This window comes from Paractinoplanes toevensis, from assembly GCF_018332695.1.
GTDB classification, from domain to species: Bacteria; Actinomycetota; Actinomycetes; order Mycobacteriales; family Micromonosporaceae; genus Actinoplanes; species Actinoplanes toevensis.
The window spans coordinates 43,395-55,683 of the sequence record NZ_BOQN01000066.1 but is presented as its reverse complement, the minus strand read 5'-3'; the positions used below and the strand labels follow the sequence as shown (position 1 = coordinate 55,683).

Here is a 12,289-nt window from a genome sequence, read left to right as displayed (position 1 = left end):
GCGCCCCGTTCGTGTTAACAACCACATCACCTGGTCGTCGTCAGGCCGACCAGTTCGCGGGACCAGTCGACGGCCACCTCGGGGTCGGTGCCGGTGGTGGCGTAGAGGGCGTCGATCAGCAACCACAGGCGGTCGGCCACCAGCGGCGGTTTTCCCAGCTCGCTGACCAGGTCGTCGATCTCGCGGCGGGTGTCGCGCAGGTAGGCGCGGGCCACCCGGGCCGGCTCGTCGTCGGCGGCCGGGAACTCGGTGAGGTAGTTGCGGAACGCGCAGCCCCGGTAGTCGCCGCGCCGCGTCCAGGCTGCCACCTCGGCCACCAGGGCCACCAGGCGCTCGGCGGGGGTGCCGGCCGGCACGGCGGCCGTGGAGCGCTCCCGCTCGGCGCGCACCTGCGTCAGGTAGGCCGCGGCCAGGGCCGCCTTGCTGGGGAAATGCCGGTAGAGCATGTGTTTCCCGCAGGCCGCGGCCTCGATCACCCGGGCCATTCCGACCGCGCGGACGCCGTGCGTGTAGAAGAGCGCGGTGGCGGTGGACAGGATGCGGTCGCGGCCGGTCGGGTCCGCTGGGCGTGCCATGAGTGAGAAGTTTAACGGACCGATCGGTCCGACCGTCAACTAGTATCGGACCGAACGGTCCGAGAAGGGAAGGGAGCAGAGCCATGCGGGACGCTGTCATCGTCGACGCGGTACGCACTCCGATCGCCAGAGGCAAACCCGGCGGCGCCTACCACCAGGTGCATCCGGTCGACCTGCACGCGTACGTGCTACGCGCGCTCGCCGAGCGCAACCACCTCGACCCCTCCGACATCGACGACGTCATCGGTGGCACCGTCGCTCAGGTGGGGGAGCAGAGCACCAACGCCACCCGCCTCGCCGTACTCGCCGCCGGTTTTCCCGAATCCGTGCCGGGCGTCACCGTCGACCGGCAGTGCGGCAGCAGCCAGCAGGCCCTCGGCTTCGCCGCCCAGGGCGTGATCGCCGGGGCCTACGACATCGTCATCGCGTCCGGCGCCGAATCCATGTCGCGGGTGCCGATCGGCAGCTCCGCCCTGGTCGGCGGGGTGCGCGCGGACGTGGGCGGGCCAGCCGTCGCGCGCCGCTACCCGGGCGGGCTGATCCCGCAGGGGGTCAGCGCCGAGCTGATCGCCCGCCGGTGGGGACTCAGCCGCACCGAGCTCGACGAGTTCTCGGCGACCAGCCACCAGCGGGCCGCCGAGGCGTGGAAGCTCGGCCACTTCGACGCCCAGATCACCGCGGTCAACGACCTGGCCACCGACGAGACGATCCGGCCGGGCACCGACACCGCTGTCCTCGCCGGGCTGCGGCCCGCCTTCGCCGATCCGCGCTGGACCGAACGCTTCGGCGACATCGACTGGAAGGTCACCGCCGGCAACTCCAGCCCGGTCAACGACGGGGCCGCGGGTCTGCTCGTCACCACCGGGGAGATCGCCCGGCGGCACGGCTGGCGGCCGCGGGCCCGCATCCACACCGTCGCGGTCACCGGCGACGACCCGGTCATGATGCTCACCGGGATCATCCCGGCCACCGCGAAAGTGCTGGCCAAGGCCGGTCTCGGGATCGGCGACATCGACGCGTTCGAGGTCAACGAGGCGTTCGCGTCGGTCGTGCTGGCCTGGCAGGCGGAGACCGGGGCCGACCTCGGGAGGGTCAACGTGGACGGCGGGGCGATCGCGATCGGTCATCCGCTCGGCGCCAGCGGGGCCCGGCTCGCCACCACCCTGCTGGGAGTTCTGGAACGCACCGGCGGGCGTTATGGACTGCAGACCATGTGCGAGGCCGGCGGCACCGCCAACGCGTCCATCATCGAACGCCTGTAATTTCTGGAGCAGACTGGCGGGATGTCGTCGACGTACCCGGGCCTGCTCGCCCGCACCCAGCGTTTCCGGCTCGGCCGTCCGCAGCGGCTGAGCCTGACCCCGGACGGGCGGCGGGTGCTGTTCCTGCGCTCCCGCGGCGGCGAGGACCCGGTGCGCCGGCTCTGGCAGCTCGACCTCGAGACCGGGGTGGAACGCCTGCTCGCCGACCCGCTCGCGGCGGGCGCCGCGGCCGCGCCGACGGCGCAGGAGCAGACCCGGCGGGAACGGGCCCGCGATCAGGGGTCCGGCATCGTCGATTACCACTTCGATCAGGGCGTACGGGTGGTCGCGTACACCGCCGCGCAGCACCTGCACCGGGTCGACCCGTGGACCGGGCACGGATCGCGGCTGCCCGCCCGTACGCCCCTGACCGATGCCGTCCTCAGCCCGGACGGCACCGCCGTGGCCTATGTGCACGCCGGCGCGCTGCGGTTGATCGGCGCCGACGGCGCCGGGGACCGCCCGCTCGCCGAACCGGAGAACCCCGACGTGACGTACGGGCTGGCCGAGCACGTGGCGGCCGAGTCGATGGACCGGCAGCGCGGGCACTGGTGGTCACCGGCCTCCGACCGGCTGGCCGTGTGCCGGGTGGACAACGGGCCGGTCGCCACCTGGTACCTCAGCGACCCGGCCCGCCCGGACGCCCCGCCGACGGCGCACCGATACCCGGCCGCCGGCACCGCGAACGCGCTGGTCAGTCTGCACATCCTCGACCGGGACGGCGGCCGGGTCGACGTCGACCTCGGCTGGGCCGAGTACGAATACCTGGTCGCCGTGGTGTGGGACGGGCACGGGCTGATGGCGGTGCTGCAGAACCGTCCGCAGACCGTTCTGCGCACCGTCGCGATCGATCCGGACACCGGCCTGACCCGGACCCTCGCCGAGAGCCGCGACCGGGCCTGGACCCAGATCGTGCCGGGCGTGCCGTGCCGCACCGCGTCCGGGGCCCTGATCGCCACCGCCGATCTCGGCGACACCCGCTACCTCACCGTCGACGGGGAACCGGTCACCCCGGCCGGGCTGCAGGTCGCCGAGGTGCACGGCTGCGACGGCGACACGGTGCTGTTCGGGGCGTCCGAGGAACCCACCGAACGGCACCTGTGGACGTGGGCGCCCGGCGTCGGCGCCGAGCGGATGACCACCGTGCCGGGGCGGCACTCGGGGATCCGGGCGGCCGGCACCACGGTGATCAACTCGGCCACCCTGGACGGGCACGCGGTCACCGTCTCCGGCCGTACGGTCAAGGACCTGTCGGTGCCCTCCCCGTCCGTACCCGTGGTGTCGTTCTTGAGAGCCGGGGAGCGTGAGTTGCGGACGGCCGTGCTCTTTCCGGCCGGCTGGCAGGGTGAGCGGCTTCCGGTGCTGATGGACCCCTACGGTGGCCCGGCCGCGCAGCGGGCGGTCGCCGACCGCGACGCCTTCTACGCGTCGCAGTGGTTCGCCGACCAGGGGTTCGCCGTGATCGTCGCCGACGGGCGCGGGACACCGGGGCGCGGGCCGCGCTGGGAGCGGGCCATCCACGGCGACCGGTCCACCTCCCTGCTGGAGGACCAGATCGACGCGCTGCACGCCGTCGCCCGGCAGCACCCGGAGATCGACCTGACCCGGGTCGGCATCCGCGGCTGGTCGGCCGGCGGATACCTGGCCGCCCTGGCCGTGCTGCGGCGGCCGGACGTCTTCCACGCCGCCGTCGCCGGGGCACCCGTCACCGACCACCTGCTCTACGACACCCACTGGCAGGAGCGGTTCCTCGGCGATCCGCGGCTCGACCCGGACGCCTACCGGCGGTCGTCGCTGATCGACGACGCCGCCAAGCTGGAACGGCCGCTGATGCTGATCCACGGCCTGCGCGACGACAACGTCTATCCGGTGCACACCATGCGGCTGTCCGCGGCCCTGCTCGCCGCCGGCCGGCCGCACACCGTGCTGCCGCTGCCCGGCGCCAGCCATATGTCGCCCGGCACCGACCTGCTGACTCCCCAGTTGCGCTTCCTCCGCGAGGCGCTGAACATCCACTGAACGGCGTCGCCGGATCCGCTCCACAGTGGATCCACAGGTTCGGCGCCGGGGGCTAGCGTCGGCCGATATGAGCGGGGGGCTACGGGTGGTGATCGTGTCCGGCAGTGGTGGGGTACTGCTGGACACGCTCGCCCTCCGGCCGTGGTGGCAGCAGCACGACACCTCGTGGGTCGCGGTGCCCGCCGCCGACACCGAGATCGCCCTGGCCGGCCTGCCGGTCACCTGGCACCCCGATCCGGCCGCCTGGCCGCACATCGTCGCCGCGGTGTGGCGGGCCTGGCGCCTGCTCGGCCGATCCCGGCCCGACCTGCTGGTGTCGGCCGGGCGGCGGCTCACCGTGCCGTTCTTCCTGGCCGCCCGGCTGCGCCGGGTGCCGACGGTGTTCGTCGAGACCCTGACCCAGACGGGTACGCCGTGCGGCACCGCCCGCCTCAACGCCCGTCTCGCCCGCGTGGTGCTCGTGCAACGGCCGGAACGGGTGGCCGCCCACCGGGACGCGGTGCTGGTCGGCGAGCTGTACTGATGGCCGGCATCCTGGTCACCGTCGGCATGGGACCGTGGCCGTTCGACCGGCTGATCCGGGCGGTCGAGCCGCTGTGCGCCTACCACGACGTGTTCGTGCAGACCGGCGCGTCGCCGGTGGTGCCGCCGTGCCCGCACGCCCGCTGGGTGCCGCTGGACGAGATGCGCCGCCGGCTGTCCGACGCCGACATCGTCATCACCCATGCCGGCGGCACCGTCCGCCTGGTGCAGCGGCTGGGCCGGGTGCCGATCGTGGTGGCGCGCCGGAGGTCACTGGCCGAGACCGGCTCCGATCGGCAGGAGCGATACCTGCGCGGCGAGGAGCGGACCGGCCGGGTGCGGGCGGTGTGGGACGTGGCGGAGCTGGCGGGGGCGGTGGCCGCCCACACGGTGTTCGCGGCCGGCGTCCTCGAGTCCCGGCCGCTGCCGGCCGCGGTGTCCGGCGCGGCCCTGACCGAGACCCTCGACCGGGTCAGCCGGCGGCTGCTGGGCCGCCGGCCGCCATGATCGCGGCCGTCGAGGTGCGGACGCGCAGGGCCACCTCGGCCGGGTCGCCGGCCGGCAGCTTGCCGTCCAGGTGCAGGAAGGCAAGCCCGTGCACGAGAGCCCAGCCCGCGGTGGCCAGCGCCCGGGCGTCGGCGTCCGGGAACGCGGCGGCGACCAGCCGGGTCACGAACCGCCGGATGTCGACGGCGGCCCGCACCCGCTCGTCGTTCGCGTCGTCGCAGGGATTGCCGAACATGAGCCGGAACAGCGCCGGCCGTTCCAGCGCGAAGGCCACGTAGGCGACCCCCAGCTCGGCGAACTCCCCGGCCGCGGCGAGCCGTTCGCCGAGGTCCCGGAAGCCCTCGGCGGCCAGCGCGGACTCCAGCGCGTCCTTGTCGGCGTAGTGCCGGTAGGGGGCGGTCGCCGACACACCGGCCCGTTTGGCCACCGCGCGCAGCGAGAACGGCTCACCCTCCTCGAGCATCTCGGTGGCCGAGCGGAGCAGGGCGGCCCGCAGATCGCCGTGATGATAGCCATCCCTGGCCGATGTTGACACTGCTCACTTCCCCGGTATGTTTGCGCTGTTAACTTTGATCGTATCCGAAGCAGGGAACCACTATGACCGCGCCACTCGTCCTGATCGCACCGGCCATGGGCATCGGCTCCGCCTACTACCGGCCGCTGGTCGACGACTTCGGCCGGCGCGGGTGGCCGGCCCGGGCGCTGGGACGCCGCGGGTTCGAACGGGGACAGCCGCGGGCCGGTCGCGCCAACGACTGGTCCTACGCCGACGAGATCGCCGACCTCGCCACGGCCGTCACGCAGGCCCGGGCCGAGAACCGCGACCGTCCCGTCCTGCTCCTCGGGCACAGCCTCGGCGCCCAGCTGGCCGCCGGGCACGAACTGAGCCACGACCCGGTCGACGGGGTCGTCACCGTCGGCGGCGCGCTGCCCTACCACCGGCACTACCCGCTCGGCGGGGCGCACATCCTGACCCTCGCGACGGTGATCGTGCCGGCGCTGACCGCGGTCTTCGGCTACCTCCCCAAGCCGGCCTTCGGCGGACCCGGCGCCCGGACCCTGATGCGGGAATGGGCCCGGATCGCGGTGTCCGACCGGCTGCCCTTCCCCGCGGACCGGCTGGTCGAGACGCCGTCCCTGATCATCAGCCTGGACGGCGACAACTACGCGCCGTCCCGCGCGGTCGACGCCTTCGCCCGGCGGTTGTTCGACGCCGCCCACACCACCCGCTGGGAGTACCGCCGCGCCGACGTCCGCCCCGGCGACAGCAACGGGCACGTCACCTGGGTCCGGGGCGCCGGCCAGGTGGTGGATCAGGTCGTGAGCTGGTGGAACGGCCAGGCGGCGAAGATCAGCTCACGACAGCCGGCACCCGGCGATCATCGAGATCGATGATCCGGTCGACCCGGTCGAGTCCCTCCCGGCGGTGGGTCAGCAGGAGAACGGTACGGCCGGCGGAGGCGTCGAGCAGGTCCGCCATCAGCGACTCGGCCAGGTCGGCGTCGAGTCCCTCGGTCGGCTCGTCGAGAATCAGCACCTCCGGGTCGGCGAGCAGGGCGCGGGCGGTGGCGAGCCGGCGGGCCTGACCGCCGGACACGGTCGTGCCGCCGGTGCCCAGCCAGGTGCCGAGACCGTCCGGCAGCCCGTCGAGCCAGCCGCCCAGCCGCACCCGGTCCAGCACGACCCGCAGCTCGGCGTCGGACGCGGCGGGCCGGGCGAGGCGCAGGTTCTCCCGGACGGTGGACGCGAAGATGTGGCCCGTGTCGTCGCCCGCCAGCACGATCCGCCCGCGCACCGCCGCCTCGGGGAAGGTGCGCAGGTCCCGGCCGTTCCCGGCGATGATCGTCCCGTCCCGGGGGTCGAGCAGTCGAGCCAGCACCGCCCCGAGCGTCGACTTGCCCGACCCGGAACGGCCGGTCACCGCGACATGCGCCCCGGCCGGAAGGTCGAGGTCGAAGTCGCGCAGCACCGGTGCCCGGTCCGCCGCCCACCCGGCTGCGAGACCCCGCACCGAGAGACCCCCGATCACCGGCGCCGACCCGGCCGGGCCGTCGGGCGGAAAGGCGGCCGGGACCGGGGTCGCGGTGAGGGCGGCCAGGCGGGCGGTGGCACCCGCTTCACGGCGGCGGGCGATGGCGGCCTCGGGCAAGGTCAGGACGGTCTCGCCCAGGGCAACGACAACCAGCAGGAGTACGGCCGTCCACTCGGCCGGAAGTGCGACGCCGGCCAGGGACCAGGCGGTGCCGGCCACGGCGACACCCCAGCCCAGGTGGGCCAGGGCGGTGGCCCGGCCGGACGATCGGGCGGCCCGGGATTCCAGGGTGGACAGCGCGCGGCTGCGTTCCGCCGGGACGGGGCTGCCGGTGGGCAGTTCCTCCAGGCCGTCGACGGTTTCCACCATGGCGTCGCGGAGGCGGGCGCGGGCCGTGGCGGTAGCGGCGTCCTCGCGGGCGGCCTGCCGGGCGGCCAGGGCCGGGGCGAGCACGGCGGCGATCACCAGGCCGGCCAACAGCGGGAGGGCCGGCGACGGGGCTGTCGCCACGGCGGCCGTCACCGCCACGGCCAGGGTCACCGCGGCGCTCGCGGCCGGGAGCCGGCCCCGGAGCAGGCCGTCCACGCGGGCGTCCACGTCGGCCGCCACCCGGTCCAGCAGGTCGCCGCGGCGGCGCAGGTTCGGGCCCGGGGTGCGCGGGATAAGGGCGGTGTAGACGGCCGCCCGGCGGCTGCCCAGGTGAGCGAAGGCGATGTCGTGGGCGAGCAGTCGTTCGAGGTAGCGCAGCAGCGGGCGGGCGACGGCGCTGCCCCGGACCAGCACGACAGCAGCCGAGAGGGTCAGCACCGGCGGCAGGGTCGCGGCCCGCACCAGCAGCCAGGCGGCGGCACCGGTCAGCAGCAGACCGGCCAGCGATGATCCGCCGCCGAGGGCGACGACGGCCGTCCACGTCGGCGTTGGCGGAGGCTTGGCGAGGCCGTGCGGCGAGGCGGCCGACGACGTCGCCGGACCAGAGTGCTCTCGCTGCGATCTTGTGGAGTTCGGGTCCGCTGCGGATGACAACTCCACAAGATCGCGGGTTGTGGCCCGCGGGCGGAAATTTTCCGAAAGGCGAGCTACCGCCGGGCGCCGCGAGGTGTCCGGTGCTCGTCGTGGCCCGGGATCCTCGGTGCGGGGGCGCGGTGCGAGCGAGGGTAGCGGCGCCGACCTTCGCACCGCCGGGGCGTGGGCGGCCGACTCCGGCGGGGCCAGGGGGATGACGCGGTCGGCGGCGGCCAGCAGGGCGGGGCGGTGAGCTACGACAAGGATGGCGGAGCCGGCTTCGGCGGCGGCGCGGAGCTGGGTGATCACCCGGTGTTCGGTTTCCGGGTCCAGGTGGGCGGTGGGCTCGTCGAGCAGCAGGGTCGCGGGAGTGGTGGCGGCCTGGTGCAGGAGAACGGCCAGGGCGAGGCGGTGCCGCTGGCCGGCGGAGACGCCGGTGCCGTGGTCGCCGAGGGGGGTTTCCGGGGTGAGTTCGCCGGTCAGGCCGACCTTGGACAGGGCCGCGCGGGCCGCGCCGCCGGGGAAGAGGTCGGCGACGGTGCGGGCGTGCGGCAGGGTGGGCCGCTGCGGGAGATAGCGGGTCTCACCGGCGACGACCGCGCCGGTCCGGGCTTCGTGCAGTCCGGCCAGGACGCGCAGGGCGGTCGTCTTCCCCGACCCGGACGGCCCACTCAGCGCGACGATCTCGCCGGCGCTGACGGTCAGGTCCGGAAGGACGAGGGCGTCGGAAGCCGCGCCGGTATAGCGAGCACGCAGGCCCGAGACCGAAACGCCCACCGGCCGAGGCGGAACAGCGCCGCTGGAGACAACCGATCGAGCCCCGGCCGCGCGAGCCGAGATCGGTGAGGCCGGAGCGGTGCGCAGGCCCTCGCCGGAGACGGCAGCGGGCAGCGTTGGGGTGGCTCCGTCGTCGGCGGCGCGCGGTGGTGGGGTGGGTGGGCTGTGGAGGGCCGCGGTGGGCGGTGGTGGGGTGGTGGGGGCGCGGAGGACCTCGTCCATGTCGGTGATGGCGGCGGTGGCATCGGTGGCCGCGTGGTAGCGGGCGGCCATCTCGCGTAGTGGGCGGTAGGCCTCGGGGGCCAGGAGGATCACCAGCAGGGCGGGGGCCAGGGGCAGGTGGCCGGCGGCTACCCGGAGGCCGGCCTCCACCGCGATCAGGCCGACCGACAGGGTGCCGACCAGGTCGAGGGCCGTCGAGGACAGGAACGCCACCCGCAGGACCCGCAGGGTGGCGGTGCGATGCTGGTCGGTGAGGGTGGCGATGGTGCCGGTCTGGCGGGTGGCGCGGCCGAAGACGCGCAGGGTGGGCAGGCCGCGGACCACGTCCAGGAAGTGGCCGGCCAGGCGGGCGTCGGCCTGCCAGCGGGCGCGGGCCCGGGCCTCGGTGGCCCAGCCGATCAGGGCGCCCAGCACCGGGATCAGCGGCAGGGTGAGCAGGGCGATCAGCGCCGACGCCGGATCGACCAGAGCCATCACGACGATGACCAGCAGGGGCAGGGTGACGCCGAGGATCACCGACGGCAGGTAGCCGCTGAACCACGGACGCAACGAGTCAAGGCCGCTGGTCAGCACGGTGGTCAGGCGGCCGGCGCCGAAGCGGGCCACCCACGCCGGGCCTCGGCGGGGCAGGGCGGTCAGCAGGCTGCGGCGCAGTTCGTCGGTCACTCTCGCCGCCGTGCGGACGGCCACCACCTGTTCGGTCCAGGACAGGGCGGCGCGAACGGCGTACGCCCCGGTCAGTAACGCGACCGCCCACCCGCGTTGCTCCGCGATGATCAGGGTGAGGGCGACGGCGATCGCGATGGTGGCGGCCGCCTGGCCGGCGCCCAGCAGCGCCAGCGCGGCCACCCCGGCGCGGCTGCTGCGCGCGTGGCGCAGCAGCCGCGGATCGACCGGACCGCGTGCGACACGTGCCGGCCCGCGGTCGTTCGCCGGGCGGCCGGTCATGACGGGACCCGTTCGCTGGCTACCCGGCGGCGGAAGACCACGTAGGAGAAGGCCTGGTAGGCCAGTACGCCGGGCAGGATGACCACGCCGAACTCGGTGAGCAGGGTCAGCGCGGTGGGGGTGGCGGCGGCCGCGCTCATGGTCAGCGACCACGAATCGCCGAGGGTGCTGGGCAGCACGACGTTGCCGTGGGCGGTCAGCACGGCTGTCACCGAGCCGGCCACGGCCAGGGCGGTGGTGGTGAAGGCCAGCGCCTCGCGGCCGTTGCGGGCCAGCATGCCGGCCGCCAGGGACAGGGCGGCCGCGGCCAGGACCAGGCGGGACGACGTGGCGATCCCGGCGATCACCAGGACGGCCGCGCCGCCGGCGCCGAGCCACCGGGCCAGGGTGCGGGCGCGGCGGCGGACCGGGCCGGTGGTGCGCAGGGCCAGGAACGTGGCGCCCAGCAGCAGGGCGGCGAACAGCGCGGCCGCAGCGCCGAGCAGCGCGGTGGGGGTCAGGATCGGGTCGAGGCTGCGGGACAGGCCGTTGCCGCGCACCGAACCGTCGGGACCCAGGGCCAGGCCCCGGACGAAGACGGCCAGCAGCGCGCCCCACAGCAGGACGATCGCGGTCGAGCTCAGGGTCAGGAACAGGTCGCAGCGGCGGCGCCAGGCGGCGTCGGGGCCCTTGCCGCGGAACTCGAGCGTCACCCCTCGCACGGCCAGGAGCAGGAGAAGGCCGGCCATCGGGAGGTAAAGGCCGGAGAGCAGGGCGCTGTACCAGGCGGGGAAGGCGGCGAACGTCACGCCGATCGCGGCGACCAGCCAGACCTCGTTGCCGTCCCAGAACGGGCCGATCGTGCGGACGATCGCGCCGCGTTCGTGGTCGTCGCGGCCGAGGAGGGGTTGCAGGACCCCGACCCCGAAGTCGAAGCCCTCCAGGACGAAGAACAGGACCCAGGCGAGTACGACGATCCAGTACCAGAAGGTGATCACGGGGCGGTCCCCTCAGTAGACGGGCGCGGGTTCGGGGGTTTCGGACGGTGCCTCGACCGGGTGCAGCGGCTGCCGGGACACGTGCCGGACCAGCCGGAACCAGGCGACCGCCAGCACGCCGTAGACGACCGTGAAGCCGATCAGGGAGGCCAGGACCTCCCCGCTGGTCAGGCCGGGGGAGATGCCGTCGGCGACCTTCGAGATGCCGAACGCGATCCATGGCTGCCGGGCGGTCTCGGTGAAGATCCAGCCGAGCGTGTTCGCCGCCGCCGGCAACACCGGGATCAACGGCAGCCAGCGGGTCAGCCAGGCGGGGGCGTCGCGCTTCTTACGCGTACGCCACAGGTAGTAGGCGGCGATCGCCGCCGCCAGCATGCCGGCGCCGATCATCAGCCGGAACGTCCAGAAGGCGACCGGGATCATCGGGATGTAGCTGCCGGGGCCGTACTGCGCGGCGTACTGGGCCTGCAGATCGTCGAGGCCCTGGACGGTGGCGGTGGGGGAGCCCTTGGCCAGGATCGACAGCAGCCAGGGGATGTCCAGCGAGAACGAGGGGAGCGGCGGGCCGGTGGTGACGATGGAGAACGGGGCGCCCTTCGTCGTCTCGTAGAGGGCCTCGGCGGCGGCCATCTTCATCGGCTGGACCTCGGTGATCACCTTGCCGAGGTGGTCGCCGGTCAGGGCGGTCATCGCGCCGCCGGCCACCATCAGCCAGGCGCCCAGCCGGGCCAGCGTGCGGTGGGCCGGCTCGGCGGCCAGGCGCCACACCGCGATCGCGAGCAGCAGCGCGCCGCCGATCATCGCCGCGCCGGCCACGGTGTGCGGGAAGGCGGCCAGGTTCACCTTGTTGAGCAGCAGCTCGTGGAACGACGTGAGGCGGGCGCGTCCGGTGGCCGGGTCCAGCTCGTACGCGATGGGGTTCTGCATGAAGCTGTTGGCGGCCAGGATGATGAACGCCGACAGGACCGTGCCCAGCGAGACGATCACGATCGTGGCGGCGTGCAGCAGGCGGGGCAGCCGGTCCCAGCCGAAATACCACAGCGCCAGGAACGTGGCCTCGAGGAAGAACGCGAGCATGCCCTCGATGGCCAGCGTCGGGCCGAAGACGTCGCCGTAGAACTTGGCGAACGCGCTCCAGCCCATGCCGAACTGGAACTCCTGGACGAGGCCGGTGACCACGCCGACCGCGAACGTGACGATCAGCAGCTTGCCGACGAACTTGGTCAGGTCGAGATAGCGCTGCTCGCGGGTGCGCAGCCAGGCGATCTCCAGGCCGGCGGCCACCGCGGCCAGGCTGATCGACAGCGGCACGAAGAAGTAGTGGTAGATCGTGACGACCGCGAACTGCAGCCGGGTCAGGTCCAGCACGTCCATGAGCACCCCTCTACGACGTCTCGTAGTAGATAC

At 74.0% G+C, this 12,289-nt stretch carries 10 protein-coding genes; 5 read left to right on the top strand and 5 right to left on the bottom strand.

Features of this window, described 5'->3' with window-relative positions; translation table 11 throughout:
- Nucleotides 1–26 precede the first annotated feature (26 nt).
- A complete protein-coding gene (locus Ato02nite_RS25755; RefSeq protein ID WP_213009193.1) occupies nucleotides 27–575 on the bottom strand; it encodes a TetR/AcrR family transcriptional regulator in 549 nt (182 codons plus the stop codon).
- A gap of 83 nt (nucleotides 576–658) precedes the next feature.
- Between Ato02nite_RS25755 and Ato02nite_RS25750 the strand changes: the two genes are divergently transcribed.
- The 4 genes from Ato02nite_RS25750 (at nucleotide 659) to Ato02nite_RS25735 (ending at nucleotide 4,924) form a co-directional block, all read left to right on the top strand.
- On the top strand, nucleotides 659–1,837 hold the full coding sequence (locus tag Ato02nite_RS25750) for a thiolase family protein (RefSeq protein ID WP_213009192.1): 1,179 nt from the start codon (nucleotides 659–661) through the stop codon (nucleotides 1,835–1,837).
- A 21-nt stretch (nucleotides 1,838–1,858) separates the two neighbouring features.
- Nucleotides 1,859–3,895, top strand: a complete 2,037-nt coding sequence (locus Ato02nite_RS25745) for a S9 family peptidase (protein ID WP_213009191.1) — start codon at nucleotides 1,859–1,861, stop codon at nucleotides 3,893–3,895.
- A 67-nt stretch (nucleotides 3,896–3,962) separates the two neighbouring features.
- The gene (locus Ato02nite_RS25740) at nucleotides 3,963–4,418 is read left to right on the top strand and encodes a glycosyltransferase family 28 protein (RefSeq protein WP_213009190.1); all 456 of its coding nucleotides are present in this window, start codon (nucleotides 3,963–3,965) and stop codon (nucleotides 4,416–4,418) included.
- Nucleotides 4,418–4,924, top strand: coding sequence for a hypothetical protein (locus Ato02nite_RS25735; RefSeq protein ID WP_213009189.1), 507 nt, complete (start codon nucleotides 4,418–4,420; stop codon nucleotides 4,922–4,924). The genes Ato02nite_RS25740 and Ato02nite_RS25735 overlap by 1 nt, the downstream gene beginning before the upstream one ends.
- On the opposite strand, the gene Ato02nite_RS25730 is transcribed toward Ato02nite_RS25735, so the two are convergent.
- Nucleotides 4,890–5,459, bottom strand: coding sequence for a TetR/AcrR family transcriptional regulator (locus Ato02nite_RS25730; protein WP_213009188.1), 570 nt, complete (start codon nucleotides 5,457–5,459; stop codon nucleotides 4,890–4,892). The two genes, Ato02nite_RS25735 and Ato02nite_RS25730, sit on opposite strands and share 35 nt — an antisense overlap.
- Before the next feature lie 62 nt (nucleotides 5,460–5,521).
- Here Ato02nite_RS25730 and Ato02nite_RS25725 point away from each other — a divergent pair, with 62 nt between their 5' ends.
- Complete coding sequence (locus Ato02nite_RS25725) at nucleotides 5,522–6,319, top strand: alpha/beta fold hydrolase (protein WP_213009187.1); 798 nt, start codon at nucleotides 5,522–5,524, stop codon at nucleotides 6,317–6,319.
- On the opposite strand, the gene cydC is transcribed toward Ato02nite_RS25725, so the two are convergent.
- From cydC to Ato02nite_RS25710, 3 genes are read right to left on the bottom strand one after another with little or no spacing between them, the layout of a single operon-like run.
- The gene (gene cydC / locus Ato02nite_RS25720; protein ID WP_213009186.1) at nucleotides 6,276–9,905 is read right to left on the bottom strand and encodes a thiol reductant ABC exporter subunit CydC; all 3,630 of its coding nucleotides are present in this window, start codon (nucleotides 9,903–9,905) and stop codon (nucleotides 6,276–6,278) included. The genes Ato02nite_RS25725 and cydC overlap by 44 nt on opposite strands.
- A complete protein-coding gene (gene cydB / locus Ato02nite_RS25715) occupies nucleotides 9,902–10,882 on the bottom strand; it encodes a cytochrome d ubiquinol oxidase subunit II (RefSeq protein WP_213009185.1) in 981 nt (326 codons plus the stop codon). The genes cydC and cydB overlap by 4 nt, the downstream gene beginning before the upstream one ends.
- 12 nt (nucleotides 10,883–10,894) lie before the next feature.
- Nucleotides 10,895–12,256, bottom strand: a complete 1,362-nt coding sequence (locus Ato02nite_RS25710; protein ID WP_213009184.1) for a cytochrome ubiquinol oxidase subunit I — start codon at nucleotides 12,254–12,256, stop codon at nucleotides 10,895–10,897.
- Between the last annotated feature and the right edge of the window lie 33 nt (nucleotides 12,257–12,289).